We start from the raw sequence: 23,652 nt of genomic DNA, 5'->3' as shown, positions 1-23,652 counted from the left end.
ATTTGACTAAAAATCGAAACATATCATGCCTTATTGTAGATGATGAAGCAATCGCTAGGGAAATTATAGCAACACATTTATCTAAAATACCAAATATTAAAACTATTGACAGTTGTAGCAATGCCATCGAAGCATTTAACCACTTAATAAACAACACTATAGATTTAATTTTTTTAGATATCAATATGCCCGACATTTCTGGTATTTCTTTCGCAAAATCTATAAACAAAGACATTAAGATAATCTTCACAACAGCTTATCGGGATTATGCTGTAGAAGGTTTTGAGCTTCAAGCTGTAGATTATTTATTAAAACCCATTTCCTTCAATCGCTTACTAAAAGCTATTAATAATTATTTTGATATATATAGTGAATCAAAAAAAGTTGATAAGCAAGAAGTTAATAATAATGACTTTATGTTTGTGAGATCGGACAGACGTATGATTAAAATAGATTTTGATACTATTATTTATATTGAAAGCTATAGCGATTATATTAAAATGCATCTAACCAAAGAAACCATTGTAACTAGGGAAACTATAAGTGCTATAGAAGTTAAATTACCAAACAAAAAATTTATAAGAATACATCGGTCTTATATTATATCGTTAACCAACATCACGTCTTTTACTAATGAAGAAATTACTATCAATAAAAAGTCTTTCCCTATTAGTAGAAGTTATAAAAAGGATGTTCTTAATATTTTAGAAAAGTTTTAAAAAATCCCTTTTCAAATTAATGAAAAGGGACACATGCAAAGAGGTTTTCGGTTTACAGAAAAGTAACCAACCAAATTTAACCCTAACTTTAAAAGTTAATTCTGTATTCTTACTTGGCTCTCTACAATATCTTTAATAGGCACAACTACTTTTCCTTCTTTTGTTTTTATTGTTACAGATATACTATCTATAGCTTCCACTTCTCCGTGTATATCATTAAAGGCTATAACTTGACCAATCTCATAAGTTTTTCTAGCATAAAACGTTTTTAACAAATCGCCTACTACTTTTTGAGCTCCTAATCCTAAGGCTAAAGCAAAAGCCAATAAGAAGGCCGCCAAAATCATAGTAATATTACTCGTTATAATCCCCGTATCAACACCTGCTTGATTTAAAGCTGTTATTGATATAAAAATTAATATGATAAAAAAAACAATCTGACTTATAATTTTAGCTCCTGATAAATCCATAGATTCAAAAAAGGATTTTAACCCTTTTTTTATAAGATTTGCCAGAAGCAGTCCAATAGTAAATATAACTAACGCTGTAAATAATTTAGGTAAATACGCTAATAGATTACCTATTTGTGTAGAAATCATAGTTAGGTTCATAATATCTGATACTATGATTATTAACATGATATACATGATCCATTTTACAAACTTTGAGATAATTTTAATGATGTCAAAGTTGAGTTTTTTACCCTCAACAATCTCGATATCATTTATCATGTCATCTAACTTATTAACTTTGGCTAGTTTTAAAGCTTTACTAATTATTTTAACTACTAACTTAGTTACTAACCAACCTACAAATAAAACAACAAGAACTATAAGTAAATTAAGAAGTATACTCATTATCTCTGGCCACATAGCAGTTATAGACTCCAAAGCTCTATTTTTTAGTTGTTCTGCTTTTTCCATTTTTATTGATTATTAAATTATCTTTCCTTTTTATCTTTTCTATTTTTTGCAACTGCTTCAATAACATTCCCAATATTATAAGAGAATAAAGCTGCTAGTTCCATAAGCAATTTTGCCATAGCAATATCATTCATAACCTTAGCCTTTAGTTCTTGCGGAACTTCTTTAAGAGGCTTGTCTATTTGTTTAAACGGATTATCCATTATAACTAAGGTTATTATTATACATTTTTACTAGCTTATCTTTAGCGCGTTTAATTCTCATTTTAACAGCACTTTCTCCAATTCCTAAAACACTTTCTATTTCTTTAATTGAAAGAAAATCTTGGTATTTTAGTAATAATATCATTTTCTCCTCTGGAGAAATAAGTTCTAATGCTATTTTTAGCTTGTCAACTTTCATATCCAGAAAACTATTGTCGTTTTCATCATAAGAAAGATTCTCTATGTCTTTATAATCTACAGATTGCCTTTCAAATTTTTTAGCAGTATTTCTAGTCACATAATTAACGCAATGATTATACGTAAATGCATACAACCATGTTGAGAATTTTGACTTACCTTTAAAACTAGCTAATTTAACAAAGAGCTTTAAAAATATATCTTGTGTTAAATCTTTAGCTTCATCTTCATTCTTAGCAAACCCTAAGCACTTATTATATACTTGTATAACATGTCTATCATATAAAGTCTCAAAAAGCAATGTGTCATTTGTTTTCACAATGGCTTTTACAAGATCTTCATCAGACTCTCTGTTTATATTTTTTAGGGTTTCCAAATGTAGCCTAAGCTATTTTAATTGTTAATAGTTTTAAGACACCTACTTATTCAAAAAGTCACATTAGTTTTTTGACACTTAAAACAAATTTAAGTAAGATTTTTCTGTAAAAAAAATTTACTTAATAATAATATCATATTCTTTTTTGAGAACTTATTTTAGATAAAAAAACGACCATATGGTCGTTTTTTTATCATTTATTCTATAAATATAACACTTAAGTATTAAATATGTAATGGTCTATCTTCAGTTGCTGCTAAAGCAGCTTCTTTGATAGCTTCTGTAAATGTTGGGTGCGCATGAGACATTCTAGATATATCTTCTGCACTAGCTCTATACTCCATAGCAACAACAGCTTCTGCAATCATATCGGCAGCACGAGCTCCAACCATATGTACACCTAATATTTCATCGGTAGTTTTGTCTGCTAAAATTTTAACAAAACCATCTAAATCCATACTCGCTCTACTTCTACCTAATGCACGCATTGGAAATTGCCCAGTTTTATATGCAACTCTAGCTTCTTTAAGTGCTTCTTCTGTTTTTCCAACAGTAGCTACTTCAGGCCATGTATAAACCACCCCTGGAATTAAATTATAATCAATATGAGGTTTTTGCCCTGCAATAGTTTCGGCTACAAAAACACCTTCTTCTTCTGCTTTATGAGCTAACATAGCTCCTTTAACTACATCACCTATAGCATAAATATTGCTTGCAGAGGTTTGTAAATGATCATTTACTTCTACTTGCCCTCTTTCTGTTAATTTAACACCAGCAGCATCAGCATTTAAGCCATCTGTGTATGGACTACGTCCAACAGATACTAAACAATAATCTCCTTTAAACTCTACCTCAATTCCTTTTTTATTATCTGCTTTAACAATAACCTCGTCTCCAACACGCTCAACAGATTTTACTTTATGTGATGCATTAATTTTAAATTTTTGCTTCTTTAAAACTTTATTTAGTTCTTTAGATAAGTCAGCATCCATGGTTGGAATAATACGATCCATATACTCTACAACAGAAACCTCAGCACCTAAACGTTTATATACTTGACCTAATTCTAAACCTATTACACCTCCTCCAATAATAATTAAATGCTTAGGGATTTCCTTAAGCTTTAAAGCTTCCGTAGACGTTATAATACGCTCTTTATCAATATTTATAAATGGTAAATTTGCTGGCTTACTACCTGTAGCTATAATTGTGTTTTTTGCTTCAATTTCTACAGTTTCTTCACCAGAAATAATAATACGAGTAGCATCTTTAAAACTTCCTAGACCTTGGAAAACATCAATATTGTTCTTTTTCATTAAAAAATCAATACCTCCTGTAGTTTGATCTACAACAGATTGCTTACGAGCAATCATCTTCTCTAGGTTTACTTTTATATCTCCAGGGATTTCAATACCATGCTCTTCAAAATGCTTAACAGCATCATCATAATGATGAGATGAATCTAAAAGCGCTTTACTTGGTATACAACCAACATTTAAACAAGTACCACCAAGTGTTGAATACTTTTCTATAATAGCTGTTTTCATTCCTAATTGTGCGCAACGTATAGCTGCTACATATCCTCCAGGACCTGAGCCTATAACGGCTACATCATATGAATTCATAAGATAATTTTCTAATTTTAATTAAGAGATATTACTTTGAATGTATACTACATAACAAAGCAGAATTGAAAATCAAAAATACAAATGTTTTATGGGAACTCAATAAAAAAAAGGTTTTATCAAATAGAATTAGAGTTCTTATAGTTAAGTCTATATATATTTTATAAAAATAAAATAATTTGCAATTATATCATTCCTTTTTAGCAATATCTTGTAATACCCACTCTAACTCTGCATCACGTTTTAATATTCTATCTTCAATAGTTGGTATAATTTTTATATCTGGTTTTACACCATAGCCATCTGGAGTTTGTTTTTGAGGAGCCTCTATCTGCATTAAACCTATTCTTATTTTTAGTTTAGATATAGGTAATTTATATATTTTATATATCCCAGAAACACAGCCATTAAAAGCTCCACCTGTTTCTTCTCCTACAAAAACGGCTCTTTTATTTGCTTTAAGATGAGTCGATATAATGGAAGAAGCAGAAAAAGAAGCCCCATTTATTAACACATATATATTTCCTTTAAAATTAAGTGGGTTAGGTTCTTGAATATTTGAATATTTAAATTTATAATACAGTTTACCATCCCTTTTTTTCGTTTTAAGCAAATTCTGAGTCACTATAATTGGAGACAATAACCCTGAAAGGAATTTAAGGCTATTTGGTGTCGTATTACTCATTAAAAACTTTAAAAACGGCACTCTACTATTAACTTCACTTTCTGTAATAAATTGATAATTTTTATTGGTTAAGTAAGCGTATAAATAATTAATTTCAGATATACGTCCGCCTCCATTATCTCTTAAATCGAGAATAAAGTGTTTTGTTTTTTCTGAATCTATTTTTTTAAAACTTTCTTTATAAAACTTTTTATAATTTCCATTTGTAAAACTTCTTATTTTCATAAAAGCTACAGTACTATCTTTACCTATAAAATTGAAATTACGAGTGTACTCTCTTTTTTCCCCTATGTAACCATATTTTTTATTATCCTTCCGTTTTTTCTTTCTAGCTATTCGATTTTCTTTTTTTTCTACTTTAGTAAGTTTTTTAGGCTTAATTTGTTTTAGAGAATCCTTTTCATTCGCCTTCTCTTTTTTAGGGACTCTTTTAAAGGTTTTTATAAATATCGAATCTTTCTTTTTAAACGTTATATGTAAACTGTCTAAAAAGCCTTTATCTTTGTAGTACAGACTTCTAAATGCTCTTCCTATTGCTCTGTTATGCAATGTTTTATTATACCCATCAGACGCAAAACGTTTTTTATAAATATTAACTAACATAGAAATTGGTTCGTCTTCTATATTCACCACTTCACTCCATAGCATAGTAGAGTCTTTACCTCTTGTATTTGTAACCCAAAGTTTATTCTGTAGATATTCAAAATCTAAATCATAAAACTGAAACTTTTTTTTTGTAAGTTGTTTACGTTCTTTCTTAGTAAAGCCTTTACTTACTGAACTTACAGATACATGACCCTGTCTAACATTCGTAACAACAGGCGCTAATATTTTATAAAATTCTCGAGAATTAATAGGTGTGTTTATTGATTTTTTTAAGCTATCAAACTTAAAATCTAAAACTTCTTTTGGCGTATATTGGTAAAGTTTAGGGTGGTGCTTTTTTAATTGATTATAAAGTCTATCTACGTCGTTATGTAAATCGTCAATAGTATGTAAACTTGTTATTTGCTCATTATATCTTTTAACACTATTACAAGATGTTAGTCCTACTAAAACAAAAATTAATAAAAATATTTTTTTCATATAAAGTTATAACGTGTAAAATAAAACGCTAGCTAAAGTAATCGTATTTATTTTATTTTTAAGCGGATTAATTTTTCTTTAACTTTTCAATAAAATCAAAAAAATTCTAACAATAAATTTATGTAGTTTTGTACTCCATGCAAAAAACAATAAACATACAAAATAAAAAAGCGCGCTTTCTATATGAAATTTTAGATAAGTACACTGCTGGTATTGTATTAACAGGAACCGAAATAAAATCTATTAGAAGCAGTAAAGCTTCTATTGCTGAAAGTTTTTGCGAATTTAATGAAGCTGGTGAACTTTTCGTAATTAATGCTACTATTGAAGAATATGCTTTTGGTAACTATTACAATCACCGCCCTAAAGCCGAACGTAAGTTACTTTTAAATAAAAAGGAACTTAAAAAACTTCTTAAAGAAGTTCAAAACACAGGACTTACTATTATTCCATTACGCTTATTCATTAATGAAAAAGGTTATGCTAAATTGGATATTGCTTTAGCGAAAGGTAAAAAGCTATATGATAAACGTGAATCTATTAAAGATAGAGATAATAAACGTGATTTAGATAGAATCAAGAAAGCTTACAAATAATTTAAGTGTTTATTAACGCTTAAATTATTTATATTTTCTAATTTACTTTCTTTAAAATAATCATCATGAAAAAATTAGTTTCTGTCTTGTTTATATGCCTTATTACTATAAATCTACAGGCACAAAAAAAATCTGAGAATACTGTCGTTGAACACAAAATAGATAGCACATTAGTATTAAATTTAGATCGTACTATAAAAACTTTGTACGCTGTTATTTCTGGTGAAAAAGGAGAAAAAAGAAATTGGAAACAATTTAAATATCTTTTTAAACCTGACGCAAAACTAATTCCTACTAGAAAAGATAAAACTGGTATTTATGAAGTGCGCTACATATCTCCAGAAGATTATATTAAAGATTCAGGAAAATGGTTAGTTGAAAATGGTTTTTTTGAAAAAGAAATTCATAGAACTGTAAATACTTTTGGAAATATCACTCAAGTATTTAGCACATACGAAGCATTTCACAGCGAAAGTGACGAAAAACCTTTTATGAGAGGTATTAATAGTATTCAACTATTAAATGATGGTAAACGTTGGTGGATTGTTAATATTTATTGGACTCAAGAAAGTGAAGAGAATCCTATTCCTCAAGACCACTCTTCTAATTAACACCAAAATAAAAGTCTCTAATGGGAAAACAATTTTCTGAAATAAGTACCGAATTACAAGATTTTATAAAAAAACAAAACATCTTTTTTGTTGGTACAGCTGCAAACGATGGTCGTGTTAATGTATCCCCTAAAGGGTATGATACACTTCGAATAATAAATGCTAATAAATTAGTCTGGTTAAACCTTACAGGTAGTGGCAATGAAACAGCTGCTCATCTTTTAAAAAATAATAGAATGACTATTATGTTCTGTGCTTTTGAAGGAAAACCAATAATTTTAAGACTCTATGGTCACGCTAAAATATATCATGATAGAGATACTAAATTTCATGAATACATTAATTTATTTGAAAAAAATATTGGTTCTAGACAAATTATCGAATTAGATATAGATTTAGTACAATCATCATGTGGCTATTCTGTTCCTTTTATGGATTATAAAGAAGAGCGCTTACAGTTAAATTCTTGGTCTGAAAAACAAGGAGAAGAGCGTATCAAAACCTATTGGAAAGAAAAAAACTCCAAAAGTATTGATGGTTTTGAAACGCACACCTCTATAACTAAAAAAATCTAATTAATTCTTATCCTCAAGTAAAGGTACAAAACGAAACTCGCCTAATTCTTCTTGTTCAAATTCTTTAGATCCTTTTCTAGTAAACATATTCATAACCTGAATATCGTCACCTACAGGAATAACAAGCTTACCACCTATTTTTAACTGACTTAATAATGGTTTTGGCACATAAGGTGCTCCTGCGGTAACAATAATACCATCAAAAGGCGCTTCTTCTTTTAAGCCAATATAACCATCGCCAAAAATAAGACTCTTAGCGCGATACCCTAATTTAGGTAAAAACTTACTTGTTTTTTTAAACAATTCATTTTGTCGTTCTATACTGTATACCCTAGCTCCTAATTCACATAAAACAGCAGTTTGATATCCGCTACCTGTACCAATTTCAAGAATTTTATCACCTCTTTTTATTTGTAATAACTCAGATTGGAAAGCAACAGTATAAGGTTGCGAAATAGTTTGGTCTGCAGCAATAGGAAATGCTTTATCTTGATAAGCATGATCTAAAAAACTAGAATCCATAAACAAATGTCTAGGTATCTTCCCTATGGCGTTTAAAACCGCCACATCTTTTATCCCTTTGTTTTTTAAAACATTAACTAATTGCTGTCTTAGCCCTTGGTGCTTAAAAGTATCTTTCAATTTTGGTTGTGTTTAGTTGGATAAAATTACTTAACATTTTTAAGCTGAAAGCATTTTTTTAAGAATTTATTTTTCACCCCATATTATGTATTAAAAGGTCGTTATAATAATTAGAATATCAATAAAATATGACTTTTAATTAGCTTTAACCCAACGTCTGTTAAGGCTATTCTAAAAAAAATGGTGAAACCTTATATTTTATAGTTCTATTAAAAATTTAACAGGCTTTTTAATACAGAATACAGGTTAAATAATTCAACAAAAAAATAAGCAGCAAATAACCAAATTCATTTACGAAATATGTTATTTTTGTTGAAAACGTAAATAATTATGCTCAAAGCTGGTGTGCTAGGTGCTGGTCACTTAGGAAAAATTCATTTAAGACTTCTTAATCAATCTGAAAAATACAATCTTATCGGTTTTTATGATGCCAATGAAGCCAATGGCAAAAAGGTAGAAGCCGAATTTGGTTATAAATTTTTTAGCTCTATAGAATCTCTTATTGATGCTGTAGATATGGTAGATATTGTTACCCCAACCCTATCGCACTATGATTGTGCAAAACAAGCCATAGCTAAAGGTAAACATGTTTTTATAGAAAAACCAATAACAAATACTGTTGAAGAAGCAGAGCATATTAGACAACTTTTAGCAGAACATAACCTTCGTGGTCAAGTAGGTCATGTAGAACGTTTTAATCCTGCTTTTTTAGCTGTAGAAGAGGACATTAAATCACCTATGTTTATAGAAACACATAGATTAGCTGAATTTAATCCAAGAGGAACCGATGTTCCTGTGGTTTTAGATTTAATGATTCATGATATTGATATCATTTTAAGTATTGTAAAATCTAAAATTAAAAGTGTATCGGCAAGTGGTGTTGCCGTAATAAGTGATACTCCAGATATAGCCAATGCGCGTTTAGAATTTGAAAACGGATGTGTTGCTAATCTTACAGCTAGTCGAATCTCATTAAAGAAAATGCGTAAAGCCCGTTTCTTTCAAAAGGACGCTTACATTTCTGTAGATTTTCTAGAAAAGAAATGTGAAGTTGTAAAAATGAAAGATGCTCCAGATAACCCTGGAGATTTTGATATGATACTTCAAAATGCCGAAGGCGTTAAAAAACAAATTTATTTTGACAATCCATCGATACCAGATAATAATTCCATTTTAGATGAATTAGAAACTTTTGCCGATGCTATAAATAATAATACAACACCAATAGTAACACTTCATGATGGTACTGAAGCATTACGTGTTGCAACCCAAATTATTGATTGTTTTAGAAGCTAGTTACAAAAGACATATAGAGCTTTAGTAATTTCCTAATTTTTATATATTTTTTGGGTTCATTTTATATCTGGACGAAATAAACAAACGTTAAAAGGGTTCCTAAGTTTTTAGGGATAATAAAAATTAATATTCAATGAAAAATATTGCAGTTATTGGAGCTGGTACTATGGGAAACGGTATTGCTCACACTTTTGCTCAAAACAGATTTAAAGTCAATCTTATAGATAAAAGTGGAGAGACACTTAGCAAAGGAATAAGCACTATATCTAAAAACTTAGATAGAATGCTTGCTAAGGAAAAAATTTCTGAAGCTGATAAAACTGAGACTTTAGGTAATATAACAACCTTCACAAATTTAGTTGAAGGTGTTAAATCTGTTGATTTAGTAGTTGAAGCTGCTACTGAAAATGTCGATTTAAAACTTAATATTTTCAAAAAATTAGATGAAACTTGCTCTAAAAGCACCATTCTTGCAACAAATACCTCATCTATATCGATCACACAAATTGCAGCTGTAACTCATAGACCTGATAAAGTTATTGGTATGCATTTCATGAATCCTGTACCTATCATGAAATTGGTAGAGATTATTCGTGGTTATAATACTAGTGATGAAATTACTAGTACTATTATGGAACTTTCAAAAACATTAGGTAAAATTCCAGTCGAAGTAAATGATTATCCAGGTTTTGTAGCAAACCGTATTTTAATGCCTATGCTTAATGAAGCTATTGAAACATTATATAATGGCGTTGCAGGTGTGCGTGAAATTGATACGGTCATGATGTTAGGTATGACACACCCTATGGGACCTTTACAGTTAGCAGATTTTATTGGTCTAGATGTTTGTTTGTCTATTTTAAATGTTATGTATGAAGGCTTTAAAAACCCAAAATATGCGCCTTGCCCTCTACTTGTTAATATGGTTAGAGCTAATAAATTAGGGATAAAATCTGGAGAAGGATTTTATGATTATTCGGAAAATAGAAAAGCAGAAGACGTTTCGAAACAGTTTATATAAAATCATTGCGAATCATACTTTTTTGTGTGATGTGGCAATCTCATTATAAATAAATAAATAAACAGATTACCACGTGTCATAAAAACTCCCCGTAATGACAAGTCCGAAAAAACATGGCAAAAGTAATTCCATTTAAAGCAGTTAGACCAACCAGAGACAAAGTCAGTCTGGTAGCATCTCGTTCATACCAAAGTTATACACAAGACGAATTAGAAGCCCGTTTAGATTATAATCCATTTTCATTTTTACATATTGTAAACCCTGGATATAAATACGACAAGCAAATCACTGGAACAGAACGCTATAATTTAGTTAGAAATCGTTATTTAGAATTTAAAGAAGACCGTATTTTTATTGAAGATAAAACTCCCTGCTTCTATATATATAAAATTGTAAATCGAGAAGGTCAATCCTTTTCAGGAATCGTAGCTGCTGCAAGTGCAGAAGATTATAAAAAAGATGTTATAAAAAAGCACGAAGATACTATTGAATACAGAGAACATATTTTTAAAGATTATTTAAAAACAGTAGGTTTTAATGCAGAACCAGTACTTCTCACTTACCCAGATAACAATGTTATAGCAAATATTATTTCTGAAACCCAAAAAGAGCGTGCAGAATATGAATTTACAACGCACTTTAGAGATACACATTACTTATGGGTTGTAAACAATATACAGGCTATTAAGAATATTGAAAATGAATTTAAATCTATTGATACCATATACATAGCAGATGGTCACCATAGGTCTGCCTCATCATATTTACTTTCGGAAACATTAAAATCTGAAAACAATTCGCATACAGGAAACGAACCCTATAACTTTTTTATGAGTTATTTAATTCCTGAATCTAATTTAAAAATATACGAATTTAATAGGTTAGTAAAAGATTTAAATGGCTTAACAAAAGAAGCCTTTTTAATAAAACTTGATGCTATGTTTCGTATTGAAAATAGAGGAAGTGAACTCTATAAACCTAATAACAAACATCATTTTAGCATGTATCTTGATGGCGAATTTTATTCATTATATTTAAGAAAGCATAATTATACATTTAATAACGCACTAGATACTTTAGATACTCAAATACTCTATAAAACTATTTTAGAACCTATTTTAGGAATATCCGATTTACGTAATAATAAACGTATAGATTATTCACATGGTAAAAACGATCTAGTAAACATTAAAAGTAAAATAGATCAAGGTGAATTTGCTGTTGGTTTTGGTTTAGTTCCTATTACTATTCAAGAAATGAAAGCTATTGCAGACGAAAATTTAACTATGCCTCCAAAAAGTACATTCATAGAACCTAAATTACGTAGTGGTGTTACTATTTATGAATTTTAACACTTTTGGTATTCTGGAATTGTTTCAAAAATAACTTAACAACAAACTACTTAACAAATAACAATGAGTATTTCAACAAATCTTAACAATATAAAATCAACATTACCAAAACATGTAACGCTTGTAGCTGTTTCTAAAACTAAACCTGTAAGTGACTTAATGGAAGCCTACAATGCTGGTCAGCGTATTTTTGGAGAAAATAAAATCCAAGAAATGGCTGAAAAACACGAACTAATGCCAAAAGATATTGAATGGCATATGATTGGACATGTACAACGTAATAAAGTAAAATATATGACTGCTTTTGTACGTTTAATTCATGGTGTAGATAATTATAAACTACTTGATGAAATAAATAAACAAGCAAAAAAACATGATAGAATAATAGATTGTCTACTTCAAATAAAAATAGCTTCAGAAGATTCCAAGTTTGGAATGTCTGCCAAAGAAGCTTCAGAAATTATTCAATCTAAAGAATTTTCAGAATTAAAAAACGTTAATATTACTGGAGTTATGGGAATGGCAACCTTTACAAATGATAAAAAACAAGTAGAACAAGAATTTAAATTATTAAAATCAACTTTTAACAATTTAAAAACCATTCAAGCTAAAAATTGTAATATAGAAACCATTTCAATGGGTATGAGCGGTGATTATCAATTAGCTATTAATTGTGGGAGTACAATGGTTCGAGTAGGAAGTAGTATATTTGGTTCACGAAATTATAATTAAAAGGTCATTATAAAGAAGAAACAATAAAGAAATTTTTCATTTTTAAACTCAAATTCAACAAATCGTTTCTACTTTAAAAAAAATAGCAATGACAATAAATAAACGCATAAACACTTTTTGTACGCAATACTAGACATAGAAACTACTGGAGGCAAGTATAACGAAGAAGGCATTACTGAAATTGCAATCTATAAATATGATGGACACGAGGTTGTAGATCAATTTATAAGTCTAATAAATCCAGAACGAGAAATACAACCCTTTGTAGTAAACCTTACTGGTATTAATAGTAATATGCTACGTAATGCACCTAAATTCTACGAGGTTGCTAAAAGAATTGTTGAAATTACAGAAGACTGTATATTAGTTGCACATAATGCACAGTTTGACTACAGAATTTTATGTACCGAATTTAGGCGTTTGGGGTTTCAATACGATCGCCGATCGTTATGCACTGTAGAACTTTCTAAAGATTTAATCCCAGACCAACCATCCTATAGCTTAGGAAAGTTAGTCCGTTCTCTTGGTATTCCTGTTACAGATAGACACCGTGCTTCTGGTGATGCTTTAGCAACTGTTAAGTTATTTAAAATATTATTAGATAAAGACACTTCTAAAAGTATCATTCAACAATCCATTAGATTAAACCCAAAACGTCAATTAGAACCCAAACATTTGGATATTATTGACAGTTTACCATCAATAACAGGTGTATATTACATACATAAAGCTAATGGTGACATTATTTACATCGGGAAAAGTAATAATATAAAAAAGCGGATTAATCAGCATTTTACAGCAACTAATCAAAAATCAAAAAAACTCCAAGCTCAAGTAACAACTGTTACTTACGAAGCTACAGGTAGTGAATTGGTAGCCCTTTTAAAAGAAAGCGAAGAAATAAAACGTTTGCGCCCTATATTTAACAGAGCACTTCGCCGTTCTGTTTTTACGCATGCCTTATATAGTTTTAAAGATGAAAATGATTATATCAATTTAAAAATTGATAAAGCAGACGGACGCAAAAACGCCATAACAACATTTAGTAACCGCCAAAGTGGAAAAAGTTTTATAACAAAAGCTGTTGAAGATTACAACCTATGTCAAAAATTAGCAGACTTATATAAAACAAAAACAAGTTGTTTTAATTATGATATAAAAACCTGCGAAGGTGCCTGTATACAAAAAGAACCTTCTGAATCTTACAACAAACGAGTTGAAGCACTTATAGAGAAAAACAGCTATTCTAATAAGAATATGGTAATTATTGATAAAGGACGGGATATTGATGAACGTAGTGCTATACTTATCGAAAATGGTATTTTTAAAGGTTTAGGATTCTTCAGTTTAAATTATCAAATAAATAATAAAGAGGTTTTAGAGTCTATTATAACCCCCATGCAAAATAATCGTGATTCACAGCATATCATTCAAAATTATCTTCGTAAAAATAAACGCCTCAAAATAGTTGAATTAGATTGAAAACATGAAAAAAATCTTCTTTGCTCTTTTTCTAGTTATTGCCTTAAAAAGTGTTTCTCAAGAAAAATATAGCTCAGAAACCTACAGGGTAACCCTTGGAGATATAGAAACAAGAACTTATAAAAAAGACTCTACAGAGGCAAATGCTATAGTTATATTTGAAGAAGGAAAAAGCTATGTACACACTGGTGACTACGATTTAAGAACAGAAGAAAAGCATAAAATAAAAATTTTAAATAAAGAAGGCTTTAGTAAATGCTAATGTAATAATTTATCTATACAATAATAAAACCGCTTCTGAAAAAAGTAAAAAAAATTATAGCCACAACTTATAACAAAATTGATGGTAAAGTTGTAAAAACACAGCTACAAGAAAAAGATATATTTAAAGAAAAGTATAACGAAAATTATACATTAGTTAAATTTACGCTTCCAAATATTAAAGAAGGTTCTGTTATCACCTATAACTATACAATTATTTCTCCTTTTATGTTTAAATATAAAGGCTGGAATTTCCAAAGTAAAATACCAAAACTATATAGCGAATATAAAGCAAGTATACCTGGTAATTGGGAATATAAAATTAAACTAGTGGGCAGTAAAGAGTTTGCTGTTAATGAGTCTAAAGTAGAAAAAAACGCTTATCTGGAGGTAATGGAGGTATTGCCCACTGTGCTGTTTTCAGGTATGTTATGAAGGATATACCGGCTTTCATTGAGGAAGATTATATGACTAGTGAATCTAATTATTTAATTAGAATTGATTACGAACTTAAAACATTTAAAGGTTTTGATGGCGTAATAAATGATTATACAAAAACATAGGAAACTGTAGATAAAGAGTTAAAAACAGATTCAAACATAGGCAAGCAATTGTCTAAATCTGTAGATTCAGAAAAATTATTAACTCTAGATATTATTAATGAAACAGATTTATTAAAAAAAGCAAACGCCATATATCAATATGTACAAGATCATTATACATGGAATGAGGTCTATAGAATTTTTAAAGACGTATCTGCAAAAGGTTTATTAAAAAACAAATCTGGTAATGTATCATCCATTAATATCTTACTAAATAACTTACTAAAGGAAAACAATATTAGTGTAAAACCTGTATAGTATCTACAAGAAAGAATGGCTTACCAACTAAAATATACCCCGTAATTTCAGATTTTAATTATTTAACAATACAGGCCATTATAAATGAAAAAACATATTTATTAGACGCTACATATAAATTTTTAAGCTTTGGAGACATCCCATTTAGGTGCTTAAATCAATACAGTAGGTTATTTGATTTTAAAAACGGAAGTGAATGGTTAGATATAAAACCCAGAGGCACCTCTGGCGTTTTCTATCAAGCTGAATTACACATTAATGATAGTGATCTATTATTTCTGGAAACATCCAATCTAAAAGAACAGGATATCACATAATAAACCATAAAAAGATTTACTATGCAAATAACGATGCTTATTTAAAAAAACTAGAAGATAAGTTTCCTTATATAGACATATCAAATTTTGAAGTTACAAGTGAAGGCAAAACGAGCTCCGACTTTAAAGAATCGTATAACATAGAATATAATTACGATAACACAGGAGACAATGTTTATTTAAATCCGTTTTTTGTTAAATTCTTTAAAGAAAACCCTTTTAAACTTCAAGAAAGAACATACCTTATCGATTTTGGGTATAGAGATTCCTATTTTTATGCTTTCAAACTAAACTTTAATGATAATTATACCATAACTGAAGTACCAAAAAATATAAACTTAAATCTCCCTGATAGTACTGGGAACCTACTGTTTTCTTCAAAAGTAGTTGATAACACTATAAATATAATGTTTAGAATTAGCTTTAAAAAAGTTATTTACGAACCAGAATATTATCCATATTTAAAGAAAATTATGAATAAAATTGTTGACATACAAATAAATTCCCTTATACTCTTAAAGAAAAAATAATCTTTTTCATATTTTTGAATATATGAGCAATACATTAAAAAAACATTGGAAAACAAAACTTCATGAAATTATCTATGAAGCAGATACACCTGCAGGGAAACTATTTGATATTGTATTACTTATAATCATAATAGCGAGTATTATACTAGTTATGCTTGAAAGTGTTAAATCCTTTGACACTAATTATCATAATTTCCTCAACATATCTGAATGGATTATTACCATTCTTTTTAGTATAGAATACATTGCAAGAATTATTACTGTAAAAAAACCACTTAAATATATTTTTAGTTTTTATGGTATTGTAGATTTACTATCAACCATACCAAAGTACATTTCATTATTATTTGGAGGTGTACATGCTTTAGCAGCACTTCGTGCTTTACGGTTATTAAGAGTATTTAGAATTTTAAAATTAGCACGATATTTAGGTGCATCGAACACTTTATTAAAAGCATTAAAAGCAAGTAGAGTAAAAATATCTGTATTCTTATTTACAGTTATTATAATTTCTATTACACTAGGTACTATTATGTACTTAATTGAAGGTGAAGAAAATGGATTTACCAATATTCCAAAAAGTGTTTACTGGTGTATTGTGACACTAACTACTGTTGGTTATGGAGATATTGCACCTGCTACTCCACTAGGACAGTTTATAGCATCTATTGTTATGATACTTGGTTATGGCATAATTGCTGTACCTACTGGTATAATATCTGCCGAATATGCCTCGCAAAATAAAACGGATAAAAAAATTGACATTCAGTTAAACTCACAATCTTGTCAAAACTGTTTAGCCGAAAATCATAAAGATAGTTCCAAATTTTGTTATAGTTGTGGAGAGAAGCTACATGTTTAATATTTTTTAGACATTTTCACTCTTTACTCATATAAATTACTTTATTTCTTAAGAGATAGTAAAAATGAATATTCTCTTTAACATAATATACTGTTTGTTAAAGTTAATTTTCACAGCTAGTATTTGACTAATCATTTTTTCAGATTACCTTTACATTAATTAATCTATAAACAACAAAACCATAAACTCAAAAACCAAATATCTTATCGCTATAGTTGGACCAACTGCAATTGGAAAAACATCTTTAAGCATAAAACTTGCAAATTATTTCAATACAGAAATAATTTCTGCAGATTCACGTCAATTCTTTAAAGAAATGCAAATAGGTACAGCTGCACCAACACCAGAAGAATTAGCGGCAGCAAAGCACCATTTCATTCATCATAAATCCATACAGGAAAATTATAACGTAGGAGCTTTTGAAAAAGATGCGCTACAATGCTTAAATATCCTATTTATCACCCAAGATATCGTTATAATGGTTGGTGGTTCTGGATTATATGTTGATGCTGTTGTAAAGGGGCTAGATTATTTTCCTGAAGTTGAAAGTACTATACGTGAATCTTTAAATAACGAATTAGAAACTAAAGGCTTAGAGTTCTTACAAAATAAACTAAAAGCACTTGACTATACATCTTATAATTCCATAGCTATTGATAACCCACATCGTGTTATACGAGCTTTAGAAATATGTATTGGTACTGGAAAACCTTATTCTTCTTTTTTAAATAAAGGAAAAGAAAAACGCTATTTTAAAACGATAACAATTGGATTAACTGCCGAAAGAGAAATAATATACAATAGAATCAATCAACGCGTAGATATTATGATTGATGAAGGCTTACTCGATGAAGTTAAAAGTATACTTCCATACAAAAATTTAAACGCATTAAATACAGTTGGATACAAAGAAATTTTCAACTATTTAAATGACGAATGGACCTTAGAGTTTGCTATTTCCGAAATAAAAAAAAATACCAGACGCTTTGCAAAACGTCAACTCACCTGGTTTAAAAAGAATAAAGATACAATCTGGATAGATTATACTACTCCAATAGAAGATGTTATAAAAAAAATAAAGCATATTTTAAATAATGGCAATATCTGAAAAAGTTTTAGATAACCCCGTTTGGTTTTCATTAACCGAGGTACAATTTAATCAATCAATAAATTATGATAATGTAAAATTTTACAATCCCAATTATGCTGTTTTTGGTTCTTTTATCAATAATGAAGACACTAGCCTTGCTATAGAAAAATATGCTAAATTAGTTGATACCTTTTTTATTGTTGGTGATAAGCCTAAACTACCTTTACATTTTAAGGAACCCGTAAAATATATTGGGTTACAAATGATAATTTATAATAAAATAGATTACCCGATAACTGAAAATATTATTAAACTTAATGAGACTCATCTCAATGATTTATTAGCTCTGGTTAAGCTTGTATATCCATATTTTTTTAAAGACAAAACAAATAAACTGGGACGCTACTACGGTATTTATAAAAATGAAAAACTAGTAGCTGTAACTGGCGAGCGCATGCAAACTAAAAACTTTACAGAAATTAGTGCTGTTGTAACACATCCTGATTATTTGGGAAAAGGTTATGCTAAACAATTAATAACCCATACTGCTAATGGTATATTTGATGATAATAAAACTCCTTTTTTACATGTAGATGAGACCAACTTAGGCCCTATTAATTTATATAAAAAACTAGGATTTACTACTAGAAGAAAAATACATTACTGGAAAATTAATCATTGAGATTCTTTATTATATTCAAAAAAAATTATTAGAATCAAGCTATTTACTTCATTTCTATACTACTATACTTAGCATTAACAATAATACTCTTGCCACTAGCTAAATTTCCTAATGAAAAACTAGATGTATTATTTTTTAAATTCTTTTTAGGATGGTCTAAACAAGATCTTGTTCCCTTATATTGTAAGTTACAATCTACTCTAGGAAGCTTAATAATAGCATTACTATTTTGAAGAATCACGTTTAAGCTAGTAAAAGTATCGTCTATATTAGAAATTTTTAGATCTCCAATATTACCATCTATAATTGTATTTCCTAATAAATCATCTATACTTACATTAGAAGATGTTGCATTTAAAACAAGATGTTTTACTCTTCCTAATTCAGCATTTTTAACATAATGCAAGTTCAGTTCTCCTAAATTCCAGTTAGCTATATAAATTGGGGAGTATGAAGCATTAATGGAAGTTCCACTTCCATTAATGCTATATGCTGTTAATTTTGTGTGAGATAAGTTGGCTTTTAAATTATTAATATTAGAAGCAAATTCAATCTCACCATGCCTTACATTCACTTTTAACTTAGTCCTTTTAGGCATTTTTATTTTGATTGTTTTCTTAATATTAAAATTAGATTCTTTATCCATTAATATTTCAATCTCTTTTTGACGTTTTTTAAGTAATTTAACGCGTTCTTGTTCATGCCTTTCATGTTCATACTGTAATCGTTTAGCTTGAGATTCCAAACGTTTTACTTCTACCTCTCTACGTTTCTCTTCTAACTTTATACGTTCTTCTGCTTTCCGTTCCATTTTTTCTGTTAAACGCTCACTCCACTTTTCCATTTCTTCACCATATTTTTCTGCCCATTTTTTTTCAAATTCATCACTCCATGCTTCCATTTTTTTTGAATAGTTATCTCCAAATTTAGATTCAAACTTTTGGGTATATTTTTCTAAATATTTTTCGCCATCTTTTTTATAAGCTTCATAATCAAACTGAATTTCATTAATTCCATTTGGTAAAGGTGGAAGTTCTGGCATTTCAGGTAACTCTGGAAGGTTGGGTAATTCTGGTAGTTCTGGTATTTCAGGAATATCTGCTAATTCAAATTTTAATTCTTCTAATACAGAACATTTTTCATCTTCACCACTGTTTATTTTGTACTTATACGCCCAAACAACAGGAATTCCCTTTTCTTTACTGGTTTCTATTGAAATTTCACTTTGAGAAGCATCTATATCTACTTTCCACAATTTTAAAGCCTTTTTTAATGTCTCTCGACTTAGCTGTGACCCTTCAATATAAGCTTCAACCTCAACAACATCTTTATTCCAAGTATCAAATATAATATTGCAATAACTTGTATTTAAATCAATAGTTACATCTTTATTTACTTTAATAGATTGAGATACTTTAGTTAGCTTTTCTTGTGCTATAAGAGTTCCTGTTATAAGAAAGTATATCGTAAAAAGTTTTATTTTTATAATAATCTTGTTCATTTTTTGATTTTTAGATTGATTGTGTTACTCCCGTAGTATTAACCTCAGAAGCACTTAATTCTTTTAATTGTGCTCTTAAACGATACAATAAGTTTAAACGAAATTTTAAATTATCAATTAAAGCATTTACAGCTAATTCACTTGGTCCAGAATCTGTTAACTCTATAGATAAGCGCTTGTATTCTTTATCTAATTCATCCAGCTGCTCCAAATAGCCATCAAACAAATCCTTAGTTTCAGATGTATATACCATTTTAGATAGTTCTAAATTGATGCTTGCCAAATAGTAGTCCTCTACCTTTTTTAATCCTGGTGAAATATCTCCTAAAGTTTTTGTTTCAATAACTTTTGTCGTCACTACGGTTTGAGGTAAATCTGCTATTGGTTGAAAATTTTTATATGCTCCAATACTCACTCCTAAAAGCAATACAATACTTGCAGCTATTTTTATCCAGCCATATTTTGAATGACTATATTCCTCAGGTAATGCCTTATCTAATTTTTCAAGAAAACGTTCTTGATGATTTTTAGGCATCTTCTCATTTGTTATATTATCGTTTTCAAATAATGTTCTAATATCTCGTGCCATTTTTTTTAAGTATTAACAGTTCTTGTAACTTTGTTTTACCTCTTGATAGTTGTGTTCGCGATGCAACTTCAGAAATGCTTAAAATTTCAGAAATTTCTTGATGATCGTACCCTTCGATTAAATACAGCATCACTACGTACTGATATTTATCTGGTAATTTATTAATTGCGTCTTTAACATCACTTAATGTCATTGTATCATCTACTAACCATTTGTCGTCATTACAAGTATCAACAACTTTGAGGTGCACCTCCTCTAACTCAAGAAGTTCTTGTTTTTTAGATTTTAAAAAATCGATACTCTTATTAACCACAATACGTTTTAACCAAGCTCCAAAAGTAACTTCCGCTTTATATTGATGTAACTTTGTAAAAGCCTTTATAAAGGCTTCTTGTACTACATCTTCAGCATCGGTAGCATCTTTCAAAAATCGTTTAGCAACAATATACATTCCGTCGCAGTACAGATTGTATAACTGCAATTGTGCCTTACGATTGTTTTGTTTACATTTTTCGATAATGTCAACTTGAAACATACTTTTTTTACTTATGGTTTGTGGTAGTTCATTTTAAAGACGGTAAAAAAAATATAGTGTTGCAAAAAAGGTGTATTTTTTTACATTTAAATTAAACTTTACTTCAATAAAATGCTTTTTTACATTATGAACTCTATTTTAATTTTCTTTCTAATACAAAATATTAAAACCTCCATTTTTATTTTATGTTAAATTTAACAAAAGAAATCTACCTTTGCCTTTAAGTAATTATTCCTTTTTAAATTATCTTTATCACTTAAAAATTACGCTTCATGAATACCTTTTTAAAACGCATTCTCATTCTATTATCAATTATAGCTATAGGATTGTTTATCTATTCTGTTTTTGTAGAAAATATTTTTGCAAAACGCTTGAGTCCTAAGGACACTGTTAAATTTGAACTGAATGATTTAAAGCTTAAAGTATTTTATAACAGACCTTATAAAAAGAATCGGAAAATTTTTGGTGCATTAGTCCCTTTTAATGAAATTTGGAGAACAGGTGCCAATGAAGCAACTACTTTTGAAACCAATAAGCCTCTTGAGGTAAAAGGTATGTCTCTAGCTACTGGGAAATATACATTATGGACGGTTCCTAAAGATTCTACGTGGCAGGTTATATTTAATTCTAAACAATATACTTGGGGTGTTGATACAGAAATGAGACCTATGTGGGATCCAAATTACGATGTTTTAAATGTAGAAGTACCTGTACAAAAATTACAAGGTTCTGTAGAACAATTTACTATTGCTTTTGATAATTCTACAGATAATCTATTTTTAACCATGGCTTGGGATGATGTAAAAATTGCACTTCCATTAAAGTAAGGCTAATATTTCTCTATCAATATTGAGCATATAATCTTGTAAAAAATAAAATTGTAAATTAGACAAACATTCATGTATTTGTGGCTAAAAAAAACAAAACGGCATTACAAGAAAAAAAAGGTGTTTCTATATCTGAGATAACCAATACATCTTCTATTGAATCCATTAAAACTAAACGTAAAACGAATGTAGATGCTAATGCTTTAGTATCCTCTATTTTAAACAAAAACATTACAGCCTTAAGTAGAGCTATTACACTTATTGAAAGTAAAAATATTAAGCATTTAAAAAAAGCAAATACGATTGTAAATGCCTGCTTGCCTCATGCTAATAAATCTATTCGCATTGGTATTACGGGAGTTCCTGGTGTAGGCAAGAGCACCTTTATTGAAACCTTTGGAAAGCATTTAACCTCTAAAGGAAAACGTGTTGCTGTTTTGGCTATTGACCCAAGTAGCTCTATTACAAAAGGGAGTATATTAGGTGATAAAACCAGAATGGAAGATTTAGTAAAAGATAAAAATGCTTTTATACGTCCTTCTGCTTCTGGAGATTCGTTAGGTGGTGTTGCTAGAAAAACACGAGAAACTATTATTTTATGTGAAGCTGCTGGTTTTGATATTATTCTTATTGAAACTGTTGGTGTAGGACAAAGTGAAACTACTGTACATAGTATGGTCGACTTCTTTTTATTATTAAAATTGGCTGGAGCTGGAGATGAATTACAAGGTATAAAACGCGGTATTATAGAAATGGCTGACATAATTGCTATAAATAAAGCTGATGGTGATAACCTAAAACAAGCTAAACTTGCTAAAGTAGAATTTAACAGAGCGCTTCACCTCTATCCTGAAAAACCTTCACTTTGGCAACCTAAAGTAACTATTTGTAGTGCTATTAAAAATGAAGGTATTGATCCTATTTGGGAATTCATTATAGATTATGTAAAAACAACTTCAAAAAATGGTTATTTCAATATAAAACGAAGTGAACAAAATAAATTTTGGCTCATTCAAACTATTGAAACACAATTAAAGTCTGATTTTTTTAACACACCTAAAATTAAAAAAGAATTAGAAAATCAATTGCAACTTATTGAAAATAATAAAACTAGTCCCTTTTCTGCTGCGGATTATTTATTAGGTTTAAAAAAAAGATAATATATCCTATTTTAAACTAACCTTAAAAACACATATCTTTTTACATAGGTTAGAGCTTTTAAAACAAATTCAACCATCTCAAAAAAACCTGAATAGTGATATCATTATCCAGATCAAAAACAATTAACCTTAGTTCATTTAATATTTTGGAATAACTACTTTTATTGATACAGTTTTTGTAAACTCAATATCATTAGGTAAGCTTGGTTTTTTACTTTTTTTAAACTTAAAACCAATCCTGTCCTAAATAAATTTACTGCATAATAAATCTACCCATTTTACAAGTCTAAGACTAAATTTAATTAAAATTTCAAAA

28 protein-coding genes are annotated in these 23,652 nt (G+C 29.1%); 19 read left to right on the top strand and 9 right to left on the bottom strand.

The window, feature by feature from the left end; all coding sequences use genetic code 11:
* The first annotated feature begins 2 nt into the window (after window positions 1–2).
* A complete protein-coding gene (locus A8C32_RS06450; protein ID WP_069829627.1) occupies window positions 3–719 on the top strand; it encodes a LytR/AlgR family response regulator transcription factor in 717 nt (238 codons plus the stop codon).
* 95 nt (window positions 720–814) lie between these two features.
* Here A8C32_RS06450 and A8C32_RS06445 read toward each other — a convergent pair whose 3' ends face one another.
* From A8C32_RS06445 to A8C32_RS06425, 5 genes are all read right to left on the bottom strand, one after another.
* On the bottom strand, window positions 815–1,642 hold the full coding sequence (locus A8C32_RS06445) for a mechanosensitive ion channel family protein (RefSeq protein WP_069829626.1): 828 nt from the start codon (window positions 1,640–1,642) through the stop codon (window positions 815–817).
* A 17-nt stretch (window positions 1,643–1,659) separates the two neighbouring features.
* The gene (locus tag A8C32_RS06440; RefSeq protein ID WP_069829625.1) at window positions 1,660–1,845 is read right to left on the bottom strand and encodes a hypothetical protein; all 186 of its coding nucleotides are present in this window, start codon (window positions 1,843–1,845) and stop codon (window positions 1,660–1,662) included.
* Window positions 1,838–2,419: an RNA polymerase sigma factor gene (locus A8C32_RS06435; RefSeq protein WP_069829624.1), complete on the bottom strand. Its 582-nt coding sequence runs from the start codon at window positions 2,417–2,419 to the stop codon at window positions 1,838–1,840. Before A8C32_RS06435 ends, A8C32_RS06440 begins: the two co-directional genes overlap by 8 nt.
* Window positions 2,420–2,643: 224 nt before the next feature.
* The gene (gene lpdA, locus A8C32_RS06430; protein WP_069829623.1) at window positions 2,644–4,044 is read right to left on the bottom strand and encodes a dihydrolipoyl dehydrogenase; all 1,401 of its coding nucleotides are present in this window, start codon (window positions 4,042–4,044) and stop codon (window positions 2,644–2,646) included.
* A gap of 190 nt (window positions 4,045–4,234) precedes the next feature.
* Complete coding sequence (locus tag A8C32_RS06425; RefSeq protein WP_069829622.1) at window positions 4,235–5,815, bottom strand: S41 family peptidase; 1,581 nt, start codon at window positions 5,813–5,815, stop codon at window positions 4,235–4,237.
* 137 nt (window positions 5,816–5,952) lie between these two features.
* Here A8C32_RS06425 and smpB point away from each other — a divergent pair, with 137 nt between their 5' ends.
* The 3 genes from smpB (at window position 5,953) to A8C32_RS06410 (ending at window position 7,597) form a co-directional block, all read left to right on the top strand.
* Window positions 5,953–6,411, top strand: coding sequence for an SsrA-binding protein SmpB (gene smpB / locus A8C32_RS06420; protein ID WP_069829621.1), 459 nt, complete (start codon window positions 5,953–5,955; stop codon window positions 6,409–6,411).
* A gap of 65 nt (window positions 6,412–6,476) precedes the next feature.
* Window positions 6,477–7,022 carry a hypothetical protein gene (locus tag A8C32_RS06415; protein ID WP_069829620.1) on the top strand — a complete coding sequence of 182 codons (546 nt, stop codon included), beginning with the start codon at window positions 6,477–6,479 and terminating at the stop codon, window positions 7,020–7,022.
* 20 nt (window positions 7,023–7,042) lie between these two features.
* Entirely contained in the window at window positions 7,043–7,597 is a 555-nt protein-coding gene (locus A8C32_RS06410; RefSeq protein ID WP_069829619.1) for a pyridoxamine 5'-phosphate oxidase family protein, read from the top strand.
* Here the strand turns inward: A8C32_RS06410 and A8C32_RS06405 are convergent, their stop codons facing one another.
* Window positions 7,598–8,239 carry a protein-L-isoaspartate(D-aspartate) O-methyltransferase gene (locus A8C32_RS06405; RefSeq protein WP_069829618.1) on the bottom strand — a complete coding sequence of 214 codons (642 nt, stop codon included), beginning with the start codon at window positions 8,237–8,239 and terminating at the stop codon, window positions 7,598–7,600.
* Window positions 8,240–8,569: 330 nt separating this feature from the next.
* Here A8C32_RS06405 and A8C32_RS06400 point away from each other — a divergent pair, with 330 nt between their 5' ends.
* The 13 genes from A8C32_RS06400 (at window position 8,570) to A8C32_RS06350 (ending at window position 18,724) form a co-directional block, all read left to right on the top strand.
* Window positions 8,570–9,535: a Gfo/Idh/MocA family protein gene (locus A8C32_RS06400; protein WP_069829617.1), complete on the top strand. Its 966-nt coding sequence runs from the start codon at window positions 8,570–8,572 to the stop codon at window positions 9,533–9,535.
* Between the two features lie 133 nt (window positions 9,536–9,668).
* A complete protein-coding gene (locus A8C32_RS06395; protein WP_069829616.1) occupies window positions 9,669–10,556 on the top strand; it encodes a 3-hydroxyacyl-CoA dehydrogenase family protein in 888 nt (295 codons plus the stop codon).
* Between the two features lie 113 nt (window positions 10,557–10,669).
* Window positions 10,670–11,908, top strand: a complete 1,239-nt coding sequence (locus tag A8C32_RS06390) for a DUF1015 domain-containing protein (protein WP_069829615.1) — start codon at window positions 10,670–10,672, stop codon at window positions 11,906–11,908.
* Window positions 11,909–11,971: 63 nt separating this feature from the next.
* The gene (locus A8C32_RS06385; RefSeq protein WP_069829614.1) at window positions 11,972–12,640 is read left to right on the top strand and encodes a YggS family pyridoxal phosphate-dependent enzyme; all 669 of its coding nucleotides are present in this window, start codon (window positions 11,972–11,974) and stop codon (window positions 12,638–12,640) included.
* Between the two features lie 117 nt (window positions 12,641–12,757).
* Window positions 12,758–14,122 (top strand): exonuclease domain-containing protein, encoded by a 1,365-nt coding sequence (locus A8C32_RS06380; protein WP_069829613.1) that lies wholly within the window; start codon window positions 12,758–12,760, stop codon window positions 14,120–14,122.
* Window positions 14,123–14,126: 4 nt separating this feature from the next.
* Window positions 14,127–14,384 carry a hypothetical protein gene (locus A8C32_RS06375; protein WP_069829612.1) on the top strand — a complete coding sequence of 86 codons (258 nt, stop codon included), beginning with the start codon at window positions 14,127–14,129 and terminating at the stop codon, window positions 14,382–14,384.
* A gap of 11 nt (window positions 14,385–14,395) precedes the next feature.
* Entirely contained in the window at window positions 14,396–14,818 is a 423-nt protein-coding gene (locus A8C32_RS19830) for a DUF3857 domain-containing protein (RefSeq protein ID WP_083253273.1), read from the top strand.
* Window positions 14,815–14,946 (top strand): hypothetical protein, encoded by a 132-nt coding sequence (locus A8C32_RS21250; protein WP_276205018.1) that lies wholly within the window; start codon window positions 14,815–14,817, stop codon window positions 14,944–14,946. Before A8C32_RS19830 ends, A8C32_RS21250 begins: the two co-directional genes overlap by 4 nt.
* Window positions 14,947–14,994: 48 nt before the next feature.
* The gene (locus tag A8C32_RS06365; RefSeq protein WP_069829610.1) at window positions 14,995–15,243 is read left to right on the top strand and encodes a transglutaminase domain-containing protein; all 249 of its coding nucleotides are present in this window, start codon (window positions 14,995–14,997) and stop codon (window positions 15,241–15,243) included.
* 271 nt (window positions 15,244–15,514) lie between these two features.
* Window positions 15,515–16,090, top strand: a complete 576-nt coding sequence (locus A8C32_RS21575; protein ID WP_489884313.1) for a DUF3858 domain-containing protein — start codon at window positions 15,515–15,517, stop codon at window positions 16,088–16,090.
* Between the two features lie 22 nt (window positions 16,091–16,112).
* A complete protein-coding gene (locus A8C32_RS06360; protein WP_069829609.1) occupies window positions 16,113–16,952 on the top strand; it encodes an ion transporter in 840 nt (279 codons plus the stop codon).
* Between the two features lie 181 nt (window positions 16,953–17,133).
* Window positions 17,134–18,060 (top strand): tRNA (adenosine(37)-N6)-dimethylallyltransferase MiaA, encoded by a 927-nt coding sequence (gene miaA / locus A8C32_RS06355; RefSeq protein WP_069829608.1) that lies wholly within the window; start codon window positions 17,134–17,136, stop codon window positions 18,058–18,060.
* Window positions 18,047–18,724, top strand: a complete 678-nt coding sequence (locus A8C32_RS06350) for a GNAT family N-acetyltransferase (RefSeq protein ID WP_083253272.1) — start codon at window positions 18,047–18,049, stop codon at window positions 18,722–18,724. Before miaA ends, A8C32_RS06350 begins: the two co-directional genes overlap by 14 nt.
* 43 nt (window positions 18,725–18,767) lie before the next feature.
* Here the strand turns inward: A8C32_RS06350 and A8C32_RS06345 are convergent, their stop codons facing one another.
* Genes A8C32_RS06345 through A8C32_RS06335 form a run of 3 tightly spaced genes read right to left on the bottom strand, consistent with a single transcriptional unit; the run spans window position 18,768 to window position 21,349 of the window.
* On the bottom strand, window positions 18,768–20,225 hold the full coding sequence (locus tag A8C32_RS06345; protein ID WP_069829606.1) for a hypothetical protein: 1,458 nt from the start codon (window positions 20,223–20,225) through the stop codon (window positions 18,768–18,770).
* A gap of 10 nt (window positions 20,226–20,235) precedes the next feature.
* Complete coding sequence (locus tag A8C32_RS06340) at window positions 20,236–20,814, bottom strand: hypothetical protein (RefSeq protein WP_069829605.1); 579 nt, start codon at window positions 20,812–20,814, stop codon at window positions 20,236–20,238.
* Window positions 20,798–21,349: an RNA polymerase sigma factor gene (locus A8C32_RS06335; RefSeq protein WP_069829604.1), complete on the bottom strand. Its 552-nt coding sequence runs from the start codon at window positions 21,347–21,349 to the stop codon at window positions 20,798–20,800. The genes A8C32_RS06340 and A8C32_RS06335 overlap by 17 nt, the downstream gene beginning before the upstream one ends.
* Before the next feature lie 272 nt (window positions 21,350–21,621).
* Here A8C32_RS06335 and A8C32_RS06330 point away from each other — a divergent pair, with 272 nt between their 5' ends.
* On the top strand, window positions 21,622–22,176 hold the full coding sequence (locus A8C32_RS06330; protein ID WP_069829603.1) for a DUF2911 domain-containing protein: 555 nt from the start codon (window positions 21,622–21,624) through the stop codon (window positions 22,174–22,176).
* Window positions 22,177–22,256: 80 nt separating this feature from the next.
* Window positions 22,257–23,336, top strand: a complete 1,080-nt coding sequence (gene meaB / locus A8C32_RS06325; RefSeq protein ID WP_069829602.1) for a methylmalonyl Co-A mutase-associated GTPase MeaB — start codon at window positions 22,257–22,259, stop codon at window positions 23,334–23,336.
* Window positions 23,337–23,652 lie beyond the last annotated feature (316 nt).

Origin of the sequence: Flavivirga aquatica (assembly GCF_001747085.1) — a bacterium.
Taxonomy (GTDB): Bacteria; Bacteroidota; Bacteroidia; order Flavobacteriales; family Flavobacteriaceae; genus Algibacter_C; species Algibacter_C aquatica.
The sequence above is the reverse complement of the archived record's forward strand: the minus strand, read 5'-3'. Positions and strand labels throughout refer to the sequence as shown.